17 protein-coding genes are annotated in these 15935 nt (G+C 39.5%); 2 read left to right on the forward strand and 15 right to left on the reverse strand.

The genetic code is table 11. The features are described from left to right. Positions 1-7: 7 nt before the first annotated feature. The 14 genes from carA to F3G91_RS08715 form a co-directional block, all read right to left on the reverse strand. The gene (gene carA, locus F3G91_RS08650) at positions 8-1126 is read right to left on the reverse strand and encodes a glutamine-hydrolyzing carbamoyl-phosphate synthase small subunit (protein WP_103601096.1); all 1119 of its coding nucleotides are present in this window, start codon (positions 1124-1126) and stop codon (positions 8-10) included. Beyond that, a complete protein-coding gene (locus F3G91_RS08655) occupies positions 1126-1677 on the reverse strand; it encodes a DUF507 family protein (protein ID WP_002939254.1) in 552 nt (183 codons plus the stop codon). Before F3G91_RS08655 ends, carA begins: the two co-directional genes overlap by 1 nt. 49 nt (positions 1678-1726) lie before the next feature. After that, on the reverse strand, positions 1727-2167 hold the full coding sequence (locus tag F3G91_RS08660) for an isoleucyl-tRNA synthetase (protein ID WP_107935572.1): 441 nt from the start codon (positions 2165-2167) through the stop codon (positions 1727-1729). 249 nt (positions 2168-2416) lie between these two features. Continuing rightward, on the reverse strand, positions 2417-3277 hold the full coding sequence (locus F3G91_RS08665) for a formate/nitrite transporter family protein (RefSeq protein ID WP_103569455.1): 861 nt from the start codon (positions 3275-3277) through the stop codon (positions 2417-2419). Between the two features lie 185 nt (positions 3278-3462). After that, on the reverse strand, positions 3463-3909 hold the full coding sequence (locus F3G91_RS08670; RefSeq protein WP_021085388.1) for a hydrogenase 3 maturation endopeptidase HyCI: 447 nt from the start codon (positions 3907-3909) through the stop codon (positions 3463-3465). Then, the gene (locus F3G91_RS08675; RefSeq protein ID WP_021084790.1) at positions 3909-4253 is read right to left on the reverse strand and encodes a formate hydrogenlyase maturation HycH family protein; all 345 of its coding nucleotides are present in this window, start codon (positions 4251-4253) and stop codon (positions 3909-3911) included. Before F3G91_RS08675 ends, F3G91_RS08670 begins: the two co-directional genes overlap by 1 nt. Further along, positions 4250-5074 carry an NADH-quinone oxidoreductase subunit B family protein gene (locus F3G91_RS08680; RefSeq protein WP_103567767.1) on the reverse strand — a complete coding sequence of 275 codons (825 nt, stop codon included), beginning with the start codon at positions 5072-5074 and terminating at the stop codon, positions 4250-4252. Before F3G91_RS08680 ends, F3G91_RS08675 begins: the two co-directional genes overlap by 4 nt. Beyond that, entirely contained in the window at positions 5071-5610 is a 540-nt protein-coding gene (locus F3G91_RS08685) for a formate hydrogenlyase complex iron-sulfur subunit (protein WP_002939210.1), read from the reverse strand. Before F3G91_RS08685 ends, F3G91_RS08680 begins: the two co-directional genes overlap by 4 nt. Further along, entirely contained in the window at positions 5607-7343 is a 1737-nt protein-coding gene (locus F3G91_RS08690; RefSeq protein ID WP_009294856.1) for a hydrogenase large subunit, read from the reverse strand. The genes F3G91_RS08685 and F3G91_RS08690 overlap by 4 nt, the downstream gene beginning before the upstream one ends. Next, complete coding sequence (locus tag F3G91_RS08695; RefSeq protein ID WP_012001182.1) at positions 7340-8821, reverse strand: hydrogenase 4 subunit F; 1482 nt, start codon at positions 8819-8821, stop codon at positions 7340-7342. The genes F3G91_RS08690 and F3G91_RS08695 overlap by 4 nt, the downstream gene beginning before the upstream one ends. A gap of 2 nt (positions 8822-8823) precedes the next feature. Continuing rightward, positions 8824-9468: a hydrogenase 4 membrane subunit gene (gene hyfE, locus F3G91_RS08700; protein ID WP_012001181.1), complete on the reverse strand. Its 645-nt coding sequence runs from the start codon at positions 9466-9468 to the stop codon at positions 8824-8826. Position 9469: 1 nt separating this feature from the next. After that, a complete protein-coding gene (locus tag F3G91_RS08705) occupies positions 9470-10390 on the reverse strand; it encodes a respiratory chain complex I subunit 1 family protein (protein WP_002939300.1) in 921 nt (306 codons plus the stop codon). 9 nt (positions 10391-10399) lie between these two features. Continuing rightward, positions 10400-12367 carry a proton-conducting transporter transmembrane domain-containing protein gene (locus F3G91_RS08710; protein ID WP_149701300.1) on the reverse strand — a complete coding sequence of 656 codons (1968 nt, stop codon included), beginning with the start codon at positions 12365-12367 and terminating at the stop codon, positions 10400-10402. A 1-nt stretch (position 12368) separates the two neighbouring features. Next, positions 12369-12938, reverse strand: a complete 570-nt coding sequence (locus tag F3G91_RS08715) for a 4Fe-4S dicluster domain-containing protein (protein WP_009294859.1) — start codon at positions 12936-12938, stop codon at positions 12369-12371. Positions 12939-13354: 416 nt separating this feature from the next. On the opposite strand from F3G91_RS08715, the gene F3G91_RS08720 reads away from it, so the two are divergent. Together F3G91_RS08720 and F3G91_RS08725 are read left to right on the forward strand one after the other, a co-directional pair. Then, positions 13355-14440, forward strand: a complete 1086-nt coding sequence (locus F3G91_RS08720; protein ID WP_149701301.1) for an MBL fold metallo-hydrolase — start codon at positions 13355-13357, stop codon at positions 14438-14440. A gap of 44 nt (positions 14441-14484) precedes the next feature. Next, positions 14485-14772 carry a hypothetical protein gene (locus tag F3G91_RS08725; RefSeq protein ID WP_103574025.1) on the forward strand — a complete coding sequence of 96 codons (288 nt, stop codon included), beginning with the start codon at positions 14485-14487 and terminating at the stop codon, positions 14770-14772. Between the two features lie 409 nt (positions 14773-15181). Here F3G91_RS08725 and F3G91_RS08730 read toward each other — a convergent pair whose 3' ends face one another. Next, positions 15182-15901, reverse strand: a complete 720-nt coding sequence (locus F3G91_RS08730; RefSeq protein WP_149701302.1) for a leucine-rich repeat domain-containing protein — start codon at positions 15899-15901, stop codon at positions 15182-15184. Positions 15902-15935 lie beyond the last annotated feature (34 nt).

Below are 15935 nucleotides of genomic sequence, written 5' to 3' on the forward strand. Positions count from 1 at the left end.
TTGCATATTATAAAATTTCTAAAAACTGCTTAAATATATATTTGCTCTCGTTAGGGCCGCTGCTTGCTTCTGGGTGGTGCTGGACTGAAAAGATCGGATAGTCCTTGTATCTTACGCCCTCGATCGTGTTGTCAAACAAATTTCTATGTGTCACAACCGCTACTTCAGCGATGCTCTCTGGCACGTTGTAGTTGTGATTTTGCGTTGTTATCTCGATCGCTTTTGTCTCTAAATTTAAGACTGGATGGTTTGCTCCGTGCTGACCAAATTTAAGTTTATATGTCTCGTATCCAAAGGCATTTGAAAGCAGCTGATGTCCAAGGCAGATGCCAAATATAGGGATCCTAGCCTCTATCATCTTTTTTATCTCAGCGATTTCAGCCTTTAAATTCTTTGGCTCGCCTGGACCATTTGATAAAAATACCCCGTTTATCTCGCCATTTTTAAATTTATCTATCAAAACTTCAGCCTTAGTATCGTGTGGCACGACGATGACCTCAAGACCAGTTTCGCATAGCTCATTTAGGATATTTCTCTTTACGCCAAAGTCAAAAACAGCTATCTTTTTGCCGATACTTTTTAGCGGCTTATATGACTTTAAATTTCTATCCCAAGCGCCTTTTTTATGCTCATACTCGTCCATTGCGCTGACTGTTTTTACGTAGTTTATATTTTCTATGCGCCCGCTGCTTTCAAGCCTGCGTTTTAGCTCATCTTTGTCGCTTATCTGCGTTGAGATATAAGCCATCAAAGCGCCTTCATCACGTAGCATCTTTGTCAAATATCTAGTATCAACGTCATAAACGCCAAATTTGCCCTGCTCTTCGAAAAATTTACCCAAAGACTTTTGCGAGCGGTAGTTTGACGGGGTTTCGTTGTAGCTTCTCATTATGACGCCACTTGCATGAATTCTAAGGCTCTCCATATCATCTTCGTTTATGCCAACGATGCCGATCTCTGGCATAGTAAAGACGATAAACTGACCAGCATAGCTTGGATCGCTCATGATCTCTTCATAGCCAGTCATAGAGGTATTAAAAACGAGCTCGCCTGCGCACTCGCCGTGAGCTCCAAAGGCTTTTGCCTCTAAAAAAACGCCGTTTTCAATGTAAATATAAGCTTTCATTAAAGCATTCCTCTTTTTTTAAGCTCATCTTGATACAAACGCTCAAAAATCAGGTCGTATTCGTCAGTTCCAGGGATAAGTTTGCGTTTGTAGTTTTGCATCATCTCATAGACGCTATCTTCTATCTTCTCATAACTTTTTAGATACTCATCTATCGAGCTATAAATGACATTTTTCACGCGGTTTTCTGATACGTTATACTCAACTAAATCGCTCTTCCAGATAGCTTCAAGTATCTTGTGAGCGACATTGCTAAATCTATCTTCATGAGTTAAAATGACGTCAAATTCGCCAGCAAGTTTCTTTTTAACGAGCCAAAACATATTTTTGCGGTCGATTTGCATAGTTTGCATCTCGTCCTCGTTTTTCTCTAAAAGCTCATTTACTCGCTCGTCCAGCGCTCTTTCTTTTTGAACATCAGTAGTTAAAATTTCACTTGCTTTTGCTACGATTGGCTCGATACCTTTGTTTAACTTTACAAAACCACAGTTTAAAAGATCTATTGCTATTTTATGTGAGACATAAGGTACGTGTGGAAGTTTTATACGCATTTTAAACCTTTAAATTTTTATGCCATTGTAACTAAATAAAGGTAAAACTTTACTTTGAAATTTTAACGACTTTATCATTGTCACTTCTTAGAAAATAAATTTCTCTTCGTCCGTCATAAAGGACTTTGCCGCTTGTTTTTTGCTCGCTTTGTAAATTTGAAGATAGATCCATCTCAAGTGGCTTACTCATAAAATAAGCCTCGCCCAAGCTTCGTCCAAGATCAGGATACCAACTGAGTGCGCAAAGCACAAGCAAGAGCAGATAAAAGGCTCTAAAAATTTTTCTAAATGGCGCGTAAAAGAAACAATATCCAAATATAAAAAACACAGGTAAAAGCCACAAAAAAGGCACGTTATCCACAAAAATCACATTGAAATACTCGTTTATGCCGTAGTGTGAAAAGTAGTTGTTGTAAATTCCAACAAATAGCGTAAAAATAGGAGCAAGAACAAATATAATGCCAGTAAAAAATGCATTGAAAATTTTCATAAGCTCTCCTTTTTTCGTGGGATTATATTAAATTTTAGCTTTATTATTGCTCTAAATTTATTAACTAAGATATTTTAAACTCCAAAATGTCACAAATTTTCAAAAACAAGAGAGTTAAAACGATAAATTTTAAATTAGTGTGACATTTTTTAGATGAAAAATAAGAGATTTTTTTGAAACTTTTAAGGTAAAAAAGAGAAATTTGTAATTTAGCCTTTGCCATAAAAGCAAAGACTAAAAGGGAGTTTATTAAGCTTTTTTCTTCATATCAAATTTATTAGCCATGAAGCCAACAAGACCAACAAAGAAAAGACCACCGCAGATGTTACCAAGTGTAACTGGAAGCAAGTTTTTGCTTAAGAAATTTGTCCAGTTGATGACATCTAGTTTATCAGCTGTAGTGTGAAGTAAAGCTGCTGCAGCGTTGATGTCGCCACCGCTTGCTGCTATGTAGTGAGCTTTAGAGATGATAGCTTCAGTGATGATGAACATATTTGCAACGCAGTGTTCCATTGAGCAAGCAACGAATGCGCCGATCATCCACATAATGGCAAAGAATTTACCAGATAGGTTGCTCTCGCTTGTCGCAGTCCAGATAGACATACAAACAAAGACGTTACAAAAGATACCACGAAGAAATAGCTCATGAAATGGTGCTGTGATCTTGCCAATAGCTGCTGGCACGAAGTGTTGCAAGATGTAGCCGTCATACTTTAGTGGCAAACCAGAGTAGTAATACATATAAGCGATCAATGCACCGCCAACGAAGTTAAATATCCAAACAATTACCCAGTAGCTTATGGTTTTGCCAAGTGGCAATTTGCCCTCATACGCACTAACGCCGCTTAAAACAGAGCTAGTAAATAGGTGACCGCCATAAAATACAACCATCATGAGGCCGCAGCTAAATGTGATACCACCGATGAAGTTTGAAAGACCGATAGACTGTTTTTCAGCCATACCAACTGTTGAGTGAGCCCAGAAGATATCACCCATCGCAATAGCAGCACCAGCCATGATAGCAAGAAATATAATGCTTACAAGTGGCGTATGGGCTTTATGCTCCATTGAATTTGAGACCGCTTGAGCGGTTTCTGCCGGATTTAACATCACGTCTCCTTTTTATTTAACCTTCTTTGATCTATAAGAAATAAAAGCAAAGAAGTAGTGCCAAAGATAGACTTTTTTAGCGTCAAAATTTAATGTCTAAAGCTTATTTTTACACTAAATTTCAAATCCAAAACGATCAAATTTATCTTTAGCAAACCCCAGATTTAATTTAGCACTTGCTAAATTTAACCAACTAAATTTTTATCAATCTCTACAATTCTTAAAAAGGCTTTTCTAGCACTTTTTTTAGCCTGCTCGCTTAGACCCTCTTCAAAATCAAGGACATTTTCAAGCAAGACACTAATGCCAAGAAAAAGCGTCTTTGGGCAAATTTTTCGCAAATAGCTTAAAAGCACTGGCGTTGGGAGGTTGTGGGTTGAGTAGATGTAGTCTCTATCGTCACTTAGATCAAAAAACTCTATCTTATCCTCATCAAAGCCGCTCATCGCATCGACTACTATCAAAATGTCAGGTGCAAATTCTCTAATAGCTGAAAATTCGTTCTCAGGCACATCTTGCCCAAAAAAGACCTTCCACTCTTTTAGCTCCTGCTCTACGATGCGGCCGACTTCATTGCCAACATCATCGTCGCCACGCATAGGATTACCGATGCAAAGGATGGCCTTTTTCATCAAAAGTCCTTCCTAAGCACGATATATCCCTCTTTTAAATTTGCCAAAATTTCTTTAAGCTTACACTCACAAAGCTGTGGCAAGAGTCTAGCGATATGCTCAGCAAAAATTTCAACTTCAAAATACTTGCTTAAATTTCCGATCTTAAATTTCACATATTCGCCTGAGTTTTTGATCATCTCGTCAAATTCCTCATCGCTTAGCTCCAAGATCTTCTCGCTAAAATCAATCGTGCCAACGCCGTGCCCCACGCAAGTGGAGAAAACTTTTATCTCCTTTAGCTCGCGTGGAAGCTTCTCGTTGTCGTCCATATGCCTTTTTGTAAGCTTATAAACTTGTATCATCTTTTACTCCAAACCTCACTATCAACATCAATCGCAAAATTTTTACCAGCTTTTGCGTATTTTAGATAGACATCGTTGTGTAAAAGTGCCATACACTCAGCATATCTAGGATCATCTTCTTTTTTGATAGCTGCTATAACCGCTTCACGTGCAAGCTCTGGGTTGTGGATATCACTTGAGGCTTTGATAGCGTCCATATATTTTTCAAATAGTGTTCTACCAAAGATATAACTCATCAGCCTTTTACTTTCAGCATGCAAGTCACGTTCAAACAAGATATCGCCCATTACTGACTTTTTAACTGGAGGAGGCGTAGTGCTGTCATTTTCATAGCTTTTTTTGTGCAATTTTTGATCGATGATGCCAAGAGCCATACCAAGACCATAAATAACACTTGCTGGGTGTGGAGGGCAGCCTGGGATATAGACATCAACTGGGATTATCTTATCTATACCGCCCCAAACGCTGTAAGCGTCGTGGAAAATTCCGCCAGTACTTCCACAAGCACCAAAAGCAACTACGATCTTAGGATCTGGAGCTGCTTCATAAGCACGAAGTAGTGGGTAGTACATCTGTCTTGTGACTGGTCCTGAGCAAAGCAAGATATCAGCGTGTCTTGGGTTTGCTACAAGCTTAAAGCCAAAGCGCTCTGGATCCCACATCGGAGTGATAGCAGCGAAAATTTCGATCTCACAACCGTTGCAGCTTCCGCAGTCGATCCTATAAACGCTAAAGCTTCTTTTGATATTTTTTAAATGCTCTAGCTTTGCAGTTAGGTCATTTGCTGTTTTTATGTCCTCTGGGACTTGATATAGACTCATTTTATAGCCTCCTCAACGCCTTTTGTTAGCCTTTCAGCAGATTGGTTTTTCTTGCACTCTGGGCAGATAAAAAGGTACTCTTTTGCCTCTTCAAGTCTGCCTGGGAGTAAATTTGCTGTGCCAAGCTTTTCAAGAGTGAAATTTATAAGCCTTTTTGGCGTAAATGGCTTGCCGCAGCATTTGCAAGTTTGCATCTCAAGCTCGCCTCTTTGTATAAGAGCGCTCTTGTCAAATTTAACCGCAAGCTCAAAGCTATCGCTAAGTCTTACAGCTCCAGTTGGGCAAACCTCATCGCAGCGTCCGCAGAATATGCAGCGACCGCAGTCAAACTGCCAAACAAGTCTTGTTTGCTCATCGTTCATCTTAAGCTCTATTGCGTTACTAGGACAAGCGATACCGCAAGCTGCACAACCTATACAAAGATCGTATGTATAGTCTGGCTGACCGCGGAAATTCTCAGGCACAATATATGGCTCAAATGGATAGGCGTATGTCGCCTTTCCATATTTTTCTGTGATGTCAAATAACTTCATCATCTTAAATCCTTCTTACTAACCCCGCCATCTTGACAGAATTTTTTAAGGTCTTTTTCTGTTAAAATTTTACTTTTTTTAGTCCTTACATCAACCAAAGTAACACGCTCGGTGCATGAGTAGCAAGGGTCAAGTGAGCAAACGATAAGTGCAGCGTCACTTATGTTGTTTCCTCTAAATTGATACCTTAGGCTTGGCCAGTTGTTATATGTCGCAGCCCTACATCTCCAGCGATATACTTTTTGAGCGCTACCTTGCATGATCCAGTGAACGTTCTCACCACGAGGTGCTTCATCGTGACCAAGTGCGAAATTCTCAGGCTTGATCATAGTCACAGGATCGATCATGATCGGAGTTTGAGGCATCATCTCAAAGCATTGGCGGATGATGTGGATAGAGCTTTTTAGCTCTTTATATCTAACCATCTCACGAGCAAAAACGTCGCAACCATGCTCAACTGCTACTTCAAATTCTATCTGTTTGAAGAAGTCGTATGGGTGATCGTAGCGGTTATCGCGTTTAAAGCCAGAGCCTCTCATGTTTGGACCAACTGGGCTAAAGTCACGTGCTATTTGACGGTCTAAGATACCTACACCTTTCCAGCGTCCGATTTGGCGTTTATCTTCCAAAACTGCATCCCAAATTTCTGAAATTTGAATGTCAAGTTTGTTGATGATCTCCAAGCCTTTTTTGATCTCATGGTTTGTCATATCACGTCTTAAGCCACCCATAACGACGTTGCCGTATGTTTTACGTCCGCCAGTTACAAGTTGAGCTAGCTCCATAGAGTACTCACGAACCCTAAAGATATGCATGAATGCATTGTAGTTACCAGTGACCTCACAAGCTAGACCTATATTTAAAAGGTGGCTGTGAAGACGCTCGATCTCAAGACAGATGACGCGTATAGCTTGAGCTCTTAGTGGGATTTCAAGCTTGATAGCTTTTTCTGCAGCTTCGATACACGCAATAGCGTGAGCATAACCACAAATTCCGCAAACGCGCTCTGCAAGATAGCCCATTTGATCATAGTTCATTCTGTTTTCAGCTAGCTTCTCCATACCGCGGTGTTGATAGAATAAGCGGTAGTCAGCGTCGATGATCTCGTCGCCGTCACAGAAAAGTCTAAAGTGACCTGGCTCATCAGATGTAACGTGTAATGGTCCAAGTGGTACATCAACTACTGCATCACCTGTTGGGAACAAAAACTCTGCATCAGGCTCATCTCTATGATCTACTGGATCAGGGCGGTAGCGGTAGTCCATAGCATCTTTTCTAAGTGGGTGAAGTCCGTCTGGCCAGTCATCACTTAAAACTAGACGTCTTTTATCAGGCAGACCCTCAGCTACTAGACCAAACATATCATAAGCTTCTCTTTCATACCAAACACAAGCTGGCACAAGCGGAGTAACTGATGGGAATGTCGGATCGCTTCCTGGGATAAGGGTTTTAACTGTGATAAAGCACTTATCCTCAGCTGCAAAGTCGTCCGCCTCAGTCATCTTGCTACCTTCCATTGAGATAGCATAGTAAAGCGCATAGCAGCCATTTATCTGACGCTCGTCGTTTGGTATCATAGTGCTTATAAAGCCACCGATATCATAATAAAGTGTTTTAACAGCTAGTGGAAGATCGTTTCTATCAACTAAAACTGTGATCTGATCGTCTGCTTGACGAGTTACTTCTAAAATTTTTACCTTTGTTTTTAGGATTTCAACAAATTTATCGCCTCTCATTTTAAAGCTCCCATCATTATATTAACACCGTTATTTACTAGCGTATAAAAGCTATCTACGTGCCATACGCCAAAGATTATGATAAGGGCACAGAGTGCTATAAGAGGTAAATTTTCAAATAAACTCATCTCTTTATTATGAACAACCACACCTTTTGGCTCGCCAAAGCTTGCCATGTTAAAGTGCGCAAAGTCAGCTATGAAAATAACTGCAAGTGCAATAGCAAATAGCGCAACTGCGATGTATTGACCACTTGTGATAGCTCCAACAAAGACGTTATATTCGCTAACAAATATAGCAAATGCTGGAACACCAACTAGTGAGCATACAGCTGCACCAAACATAATAGTTGTAATAGGTGCGATCTTAACCATGCCGCCCATCTTACTCATATCTTTGTGGCCGTAAATTCTTGCTATGTTACCTGTTGAGCAGAAAGCCAAAGCTTTTGTGAAGCTGTGAGCTAAGCAGTGGAATATCGCTGCAAATAGACCAAATTTACCGCCAACACCAAGTGCAAATGCGATAACACCCATGTGAACGATTGAGTGGTATGCAAACATTCTTTTTACGTTGTGTTGTCTTATTAGGAAAAATCCTGCTACAAAAAGTGTAATAGTTCCTGATACGATCATTACGCCTTCAACAAAGCTAAATCCAACTGCTTGAGCTGTGATAGCGTAGTATCTTAAAAGTGCAAGCATCGCACATTTTAAAAGTACGCCTGATAGCAATGCTGAGATAGGTGCTGGACCTTCAGCGTGAACGTCTGGCAACCAAGTGTGAGTTGGAGCAAGACCAGCTTTTGTACCAAAACCAATTAGCGCAAACACAAAGATAAGTTTTGCTGCATCTGGATTTAAATTTTTAGCGTTAGCCATTATGCTTGAAAACTGCATAGAAGCCTCGCCGTCTCCTAATGTGCTATATGTAGCTGAGTATAGAAGAACGGTTGCATAAAGAGCAAATGCTAGACCGATTGAACAAAGAACTATGTATTTGTAACCACTCTCTGTTGATTTTTGATCTTTGTGTATAGCAACCAAAAACACAGAAGCTAGTGTTGTAGCCTCGATAGCTGCCCACATAAACGCAACGTTGTTGCAAATAACGCTTAAAGTCATTGTAAAGATAAATACATGGCTTAGTGCGTAGTATTTTTTAAGATCGCTTAAGTGGATGTGTCCATCTTCAAGTTCCCATCTCATGTAATGGATAGAGTAGAAATTTACTATAAATCCAGTTACAGCGATAAGCACCAAGAAAACACAGCCTAAGCTATCTAAGAATAAAAATTTATCAAAACTATAAAAAGTTCCGCCACTTAAAACTTTAAGAACATTGTTAAGTAAAGCCACTGATGTCGCAGCAGAAAACAAGACATGAAGTCCGCTAAGTACTGCATAGTTTTTAGGACTTAAAAACAAGATCAAAGCACCAAGGAGCGGTAAGATAAGTATTAAAGCTAAACTATCCATCTCTAACCCCTTAAATTTGAAGCTTTAGAAGTATCTAAGCTATCATAAGCTTTATAAAATCTAATCGCTAGAACGCTCATGATAATAACAGCAAATATCGCATCTGTTAAAATTCCAAGCTCAACTAGCTCATGTGAGTTGTAAGCCATTAGAGCAAGGCTTAGGTGGATACCGTTTTCAAACAAGCAGTAAGCTAGAATTTGTTTTATAAATGAGTTTCTTAGCATGAAGCCAAAAATTCCCATCATAAAGACTGTTCCAGCAGCGATTAACATAATCTCTTCTTTGATAAGAGAGAATTTTAAAAATATAGGGTGGATACTCATTGAAAGAGCTAGAGAAAATCCCATAGCAATAACAGGACTTACAAAAAATCCACCAACTGGCTCATCTTCGCTAACTACGCCAAGTTTTTTGATAAGCCAGAACAAAATTCCTGGCACAAAAAGAACTTTGGTAAAAAACGCAACGATCGCCCAAGTTTTTAGCTGCTCAGCGTTAAATTTCTCAGATAGCAAGAAAAATATACTAACTAAAAGTAGTGTCTCTATCGCATAAGCGATGATTGAGAGTTTCAAGCTTCTAAGACCAAAAACCGCAAGCGAAGTTACGATCATGCAAATGGCTAATATATCTAGTGTTTGCATCTCACGCTCCTACTACATAAAGTGTTAGTGCAACAAACGAAATAGCAAGTGCACCAAGAGCATTTTTGCGTAAAGATGAAGTCATTTTAAAGCGTGGTCCAAAGTTGTCTATAAATACAGCTGCGACGTAAAATACTCCAGTTTTTATCACAAAAACGATAATAGCTAAGAAAGGATTGCTAAAATTCCATGGCTCAAATATGCTTAGAAAAAGTCCGATCATAGCAAACTGTTTTAATATAAGTGATGCTTGAACTAAGCCAAGGTCGCTACCAGCATACTCACCAAGAACACCCTCTTGAAGCTCTTGTTCTGCTTCAGCTAAGTCAAATGGCTTTCTACCAGTCTCAACATACATACACCACAAAAATGCGATAGAAGCAACGGCAAAACTTGGAATTTGATATCCGATAACACCAGTTCTTACCATCTCTTGGATCTCAACTAAATTTGATGTTTTAGCTGCAAGCATAACTACGATTAAGCACATAATCATAACTGGCTCAACATAAACACCAAGCATTTGCTCCCTGCCACCACCTGTTGCTGCAAATGGGTTGCCGCTATCCATTGAAGCTGCACCAAATACAAATCTAAGTAGCGCACCAAGATAGAGGATAACAAATATATCTGAGTAAGCTCCAAATACAGTGTCTTTGCTATAAGTGATAGGTATAGCAGCTAGCACTGCAGCTGAAGTTGCAAAAAGGAAAAATGGAGCCCATCTAAATACCCAGTGAGAACACTCAGGGACGGTTCTTCCTCTTCTAAAAAGCTTTATAATGTCGCGATATGTTTGAAAGAAATCGCTACCTTGTTTTGATTGAAGTTTAGCTCTAAGTTTTCTTGCCATACCATCAAACAAAGGAGCTACCAAAACGATAACGACTACTTGAAATATCATTAAAAGTATAGTTTGCATTTTCGTCTCCTAAACTAAAAAGTAGCTCACAGCAAGTATGACACAAAGATATAGCAAGATATAAAGTGTATATACATTTGTATAACCACTTTGAACGATACCTAGCTTATCAGCAAATTTCACACACCATTTAATGACTGGCTCATAAAACATTCCCCACCAAATATCTTTTGGATGGTTGTGATACTCAACCGCGTCAAAATAATTTCTAGTAACTACTTTTTTATCAGCTCTAAATAGCCATTGCATAATCTTTCTAAGGTCGCCAGTAAATGGACCACCTGTCATTTGCATACGTGAGCTATATTTAAAGCCACAAGCCCAAGGATCAGTTTCGCGTGGTTTATCTCTGTTTGCTTTCATAACAGCAAGGATGATAAATGGCAAAATCATAGTTGCACATAGGACTAAAGCGATAAGTGGAGTTGAGATCATGCTACCCATAGGTGAAGTTACATTTATAGCACCAAGGCTAGCTTTATAGTCGCTTATAGCGATAGAATTTACAGCTTGCATGATGTAATCAACTATGTAGTTTGCGCCAAGACCAAAGCCAACGCAGCCTATCATTAGGATGATCATACCAAGAACCATACCTATCGGACTCTCTTTAGCATTTTCCCAAATTTTTTGATCTCTTGGAGTACCTGCAAAGATAACAGCGTAAAGTTTAAGGTGCATACCAACCAAAACGCCTGTTAGCGCAAGAGCTACGACGCCAAGTGTAAATGCATATCTAACTAATGTTCCTTCTCCCATCGCACCTTGAAGCATACCTTGATATGTAAACCACTCTGAAACAAAGCCATTTACTGGAGGTAAAGCTGCGATACCCATGATACCTATAAACATACCAAGGCTTGTCCATGGCATCTTTTTAGCAAGACCACCAAGGATGTCCATATTTTGTGTATGAGTAGCGTGAATGACTGAACCAGCGCAAAGGAAAAGAAGACCTTTGAATATAGCGTGGTTAACTACGTGGTAGCAACCTGCTAAAAAACCTACTGCTGCAAGTGTTAAATTTCCAGCTGCAACGCCGTAGATACCAGTACCAAGACCTAGCAAGATGATGCCTATGTTCTCAACTGAGTGGTAAGCAAGCAAAGCTTTGAAGTCGTGTTGGCAAAGAGCGTATAAAACACCAAATAGTGAGCTAGCTGCACCAAGAGCGAGTATTGTAAGACCAAAATATGTGCTAAGTGGTAGGTAAAGTGTAAATTTAACTAGTGTAAATAGAGCAACTTTAATCATAACGCCTGACATAAGGGCTGAAACGTTTGATGGTGCTGCTGGGTGAGCTTGTGGAAGCCAAACGTGGAATGGCCACATACCAGCTTTACTACCAAAGCCGACCAAGAATAGTATAAATACAGCAGCAGAAGCGCCAAATGGCATCTTAACACCCATAAATGCGCTAAATTCAAAGCTTCCTGCGTAGTAAGCTGTGATAAGCAAGCCACAGGTTATACAAAATGCACCGATTTGTGCGATACCAAGATATACCATAACTGCTTTAAGTGTATTTTTACCGTCATTGACGATGATAAGAAATGATGATACAAGAGTCATAAGCTCCCATAAAACAACAAAGCAAAATACATTATCAGCACTGATTACTAGAAGCATTGAAAGAATAAATGTGTTAAACAAGCATGCAAACACACCAACATTTGCTTTTTTTATGTACTCTTCTGCATAGCTCATACCATAAACACTACTTGCAAATCCGATGAAAACAACGACAAAGCTGAAGAAATTTCCAAGTGGATTTAGTGCAAATTTTGGCGAATACAAAAAGCCATCCATAAGAGCAAAGCTATCACTTACTCCCATATTTGCAACGAAGTGACACATCGCATAAAAGCAGCTTATAGCACTTAGTCCAAAACCAACTTTAACAGCGGCTTTTGGAGCGCAGTAGAACAAGATACTAACGACGGCACTTACAAGAAATAGCATATAAACCGTAGTCATCTTATGCTCCTTGTCCGTTTAAAATTTTAGTAGCAAATTTATTCGCTGCATCGTAGTCTATCCTCTTGCCAAGCTTATGTTTGCCCTCTTCTGGATCTACCATTATAAGAGCGCTTGTTGGACATACATCAACGCAAGCTGGTCCATTTTCACGGCCAAAGCACATATCACATTTTACTGCGATGTTTTTTGCGCCTGATTGTGACTCTACTTCAAGATAGTATTTTGGCTCGACAGCGTAATTTACTGAAGGCATAAGCTCTGCACTTGAGCTTATCGCACCATAAGGGCAAGCGATCGTGCACATCTTGCAACCTATACAAATTTCCTCGTGAAGTTCGATGCAATTATCATTAAATCGCAACGCTCCAGTTGGGCATACATTTGCGCAAGGGCCATCGTCGCATTGTCTGCACTGAGTCGGCATAACACCGCTAGCTTCTCTTAAGACGCTTAGCCTTGCACGTGATAGTTTGCCGCGTTCATAAGCACTTTTAAAACATGCAGCCATACAGGTCGCACATCCTATGCAGCGTTTAGAATCGGCAATCACAAATTTATGTTTTTTCATAAATTCCTCCTAAAAAACAAGGCAAGACCGCCCTGCTCACTAATAGAGTGATTGTTAATCACATGAATAGAGATAGTTAAATTTTTATTTAACATCTCAAACGCTCCTTCCTGAAATTTTTGAAACAATTCTATAACTTCTGGCGATTAAATTCCGTCAGCTATCTGACAAATTTTGTATTTTTGAAATTAAATTTTTATTTTATATTAGTTTAAGATATGCTATTAAATGGCGTTATTATCGTGTGATTAATCAAAAAAGATTAATATTTCATAACGAATAATTAGTAAAAAGAGTAAAATTATCTTAATTAAGTTTAAATTTAAAAATTAGTTTTTTAAGCTTGGGTTAATTAAATGAAACTGAAATTTAAAAATCTAAAATATAATCCCACTTTTAAATTTAAAAGGTTATTGATGGAAATTTTTATAGTTATATTTTTGCCTATTTTTGCAGGTTTTGCATTTATGAAATTTGCCCCTGTTTTTGGCGGCAGACCAGACGCCAAAAGCCAAAAACTTATAGAGGCTTCGCCAAATTTTAATGGCAAAGTTTTTATAAATTTAGAGCCAACGATTGATATGGTAAAGAAAAGTCCGCAAGCGTCTATGTTAAATTTTACTCTCCAAGCGCTCTTTCCACCAAAAGACAAGCTACCAAAGCGTCCTTTGCCAAATTTAAAATTTGACGCAAATGCCCTCAAAAATGGCGAATTTATCTGGCTTGGGCACGTTAGCCTCATCTGCAAGCTTGATGGCAAAACCATCATCACAGACCCAGTTTTGCACCGCGCATTTCCGCTGCCAGTTGGCGGCAAGCCCTTTGCCTACAAGCACGCCATCACCGCCAGCGACTACCCAGAGGTGATCGACATCACCCTCATCTCGCACGACCACTACGACCATCTTGACCATAAAACTATCCTTGAGCTAAAGGATAGGATAGCTAAATTTCTAGTGCCGCTTGGCGTCAAAGCTCATCTCGTAAAATGGGGCGTAAACGCAGATAAAATTTACGAGTTTGACTGGTTTAGCGAGCAAAAAATAGGAAATTTAAACTTCACTTTTTGCCCTTCAAGGCACTTTAGCGGGCGCAAATTTAAAAGAAACGGCACGCTTTGGGGCGGCTGGGCGGTAGAGGAGGCTGGCTTTAGCTTTTATTTTAGCGGTGACGGCGGATACGGCGAGCATTTTAAGATGATAAGTGAGAAATTTGGCGGATTTGATCTAGTTTTCATAGAAAATGGCGCTTACAGTGACGGCTGGCCGTTTGTGCATATGAAGCCAGAGGAGTCGGCGCAAGCGCTAAAAGATCTTGGCGCAAGGCTTGGCGTGCCGGTGCACTGGGGCAAATTTGATCTTTCTTATCACGCTTGGGACGAGCCAATAAAGCGTTTTGCAAAGGCAGCAGCAAAACTTGAGCTAAATTTCGCCACGCCTATGATCGGAGAGGTTTTCACCGCGCAAAATCCACCTAGAAAAAAGTGGTGGGATGAAATTTAGGAATAAAATTTGCTCTAAATTTTAAAATCCAAAAGGAAGTGCAGATGAAAATTTCTGAGAATTTATCAAATTTAAAAAATGTCATCGACAAGGCAGCCAAAAACGACCTTGATGCAAGCGCTACTGGAAGCTTTTTGCAAAATTTAGAAAAAGCAAACAAAGAGACAGAAAAGATCTACGAAAAGCTTGAAAAAGAGCTAAAGAGCGACGCGCAGATGTTTAAGCAGTTTGACTTCATGCAGATGATGACAAAGCTTCAATACGGCAACCTAAAATCAAGCGAGCGTGAAGAGCTGATAAATAAAATGAGCAAAATCGCCAAAGAAATTTAGCCGTTAGTGTGGTTTTACGGCGAGCTAAATTTGGCTATTTTTGCAAAATTTAGTGGTTTTTGGTGAGTAAATTTGCTAGAAAATGTAAATTTACTCACTTAGTGGCTGTTAATATCCTTACATTTGCCACATCTTTTGCCAAACACCTGTTGCACACTGGGCGAGATAGCATCGACATATCACATACACAAAATTCAAGCAAATTTCTCAAATGCTTTTAACCTCTAAATTTAAGCTAGTCAATAAATAAAGGTAAATTTTAAAATTTCATGAACGAGTAATTTCGGCTCTAAAATTTGAACTAAGCTGTAAGCGAAGCCAAATTTTAGTAGTCAATTCTTGCGAGTGAGTGAAAGTTTAAAATTTGCCTTTAGAAATAAAACTATGCAAAAATTTAAATTTTACAGCATTACTTTTTCTTGTAAATTTCTGCTCTCTCTTTTAAAAGACCTGTTTTTAAATTTGGCAAAGCACTAAGCTCGTCGAAAAGTCCAAAAAGTGCATGCTGTGGCGGCAAGCTAAGGTGAGTGAGGGATTTTAGAGATAAGATGGGCGAGTAGTCCTTGCTCTTTAGCCTAGCCACCAAGATCACAAGGCTGGTTAGCCCAGGCATCTGGCGCAAAAACTCTAAGCTTTCTATATGGATAAATTTAGGCGAAAGTCCGTCGCCACTGATCTCTAAGCTCTTTAAATTTTGCAAATTTGAAATCGCAGAGTAGTCACTTATCTTTTGAAAATTCTCCACCGCAAGGCTTTCAAGCCCAGTAAGTTTAGCGATCGGAGCTATGCTTTTTACGCTAGCTCCTGAGCCGATAAAAAGGCTCTTTAGGCTAGAAAGATTTGCTAGCGCATCAAGGCTCTCATACGAGCCCCATTTGATGTGAAGGCTCTTTAAATTTCTTTGGCAGCACACCGCGTCAAAGAGCTCTTGAGGCATTTTAGTGCAAAAGCTAAGCTCATCAAATGCCTCTTGCTCGCTTCTTAAAAAGTCGCACCACTCATCAAGCACTGCTCTTTTTTGTTTGGAGGTTTTATACTGCGGTGTGAAGCTGTCCCCTAACTGCGTGCAGTTTATCACAAGGCTCTTTTGCCCTTTATACTGGCTAACTTCTATGATGGTGTCAGGCATTCAAGGTCCAAATTTATAAGCCAAATTTAGGCTC

The organism is Campylobacter concisus, from assembly GCF_902460715.1.
In the GTDB taxonomy this organism is placed as follows: domain Bacteria; phylum Campylobacterota; class Campylobacteria; order Campylobacterales; family Campylobacteraceae; genus Campylobacter_A; species Campylobacter_A concisus_AK.

Coding starts and splice junctions, on each gene's coding strand:
- F3G91_RS08685 (WP_002939210.1), bottom strand. CDS start 5,610: ATGATGAAGTTATTTGACATCACAGAAAAATATGGAAAGGCGACATAC.
- F3G91_RS08705 (WP_002939300.1), bottom strand. CDS start 10,390: ATGCAAACTATACTTTTAATGATATTTCAAGTAGTCGTTATCGTTTTG.
- F3G91_RS08715 (WP_009294859.1), bottom strand. CDS start 12,938: ATGAAAAAACATAAATTTGTGATTGCCGATTCTAAACGCTGCATAGGA.
- F3G91_RS08665 (WP_103569455.1), bottom strand. CDS start 3,277: ATGTTAAATCCGGCAGAAACCGCTCAAGCGGTCTCAAATTCAATGGAG.
- F3G91_RS08710 (WP_149701300.1), bottom strand. CDS start 12,367: ATGACTACGGTTTATATGCTATTTCTTGTAAGTGCCGTCGTTAGTATC.
- F3G91_RS08720 (WP_149701301.1), top strand. CDS start 13,355: ATGGAAATTTTTATAGTTATATTTTTGCCTATTTTTGCAGGTTTTGCA.
- F3G91_RS08695 (WP_012001182.1), bottom strand. CDS start 8,821: ATGGATAGTTTAGCTTTAATACTTATCTTACCGCTCCTTGGTGCTTTG.
- hyfE (WP_012001181.1), bottom strand. CDS start 9,468: ATGCAAACACTAGATATATTAGCCATTTGCATGATCGTAACTTCGCTT.
- F3G91_RS08670 (WP_021085388.1), bottom strand. CDS start 3,909: ATGAAAAAGGCCATCCTTTGCATCGGTAATCCTATGCGTGGCGACGAT.
- carA (WP_103601096.1), bottom strand. CDS start 1,126: ATGAAAGCTTATATTTACATTGAAAACGGCGTTTTTTTAGAGGCAAAA.
- F3G91_RS08655 (WP_002939254.1), bottom strand. CDS start 1,677: ATGCGTATAAAACTTCCACACGTACCTTATGTCTCACATAAAATAGCA.
- F3G91_RS08730 (WP_149701302.1), bottom strand. CDS start 15,901: ATGCCTGACACCATCATAGAAGTTAGCCAGTATAAAGGGCAAAAGAGC.
- F3G91_RS08690 (WP_009294856.1), bottom strand. CDS start 7,343: ATGAGAGGCGATAAATTTGTTGAAATCCTAAAAACAAAGGTAAAAATT.
- F3G91_RS08680 (WP_103567767.1), bottom strand. CDS start 5,074: ATGAGTCTATATCAAGTCCCAGAGGACATAAAAACAGCAAATGACCTA.
- F3G91_RS08725 (WP_103574025.1), top strand. CDS start 14,485: ATGAAAATTTCTGAGAATTTATCAAATTTAAAAAATGTCATCGACAAG.
- F3G91_RS08675 (WP_021084790.1), bottom strand. CDS start 4,253: ATGATACAAGTTTATAAGCTTACAAAAAGGCATATGGACGACAACGAG.
- F3G91_RS08660 (WP_107935572.1), bottom strand. CDS start 2,167: ATGAAAATTTTCAATGCATTTTTTACTGGCATTATATTTGTTCTTGCT.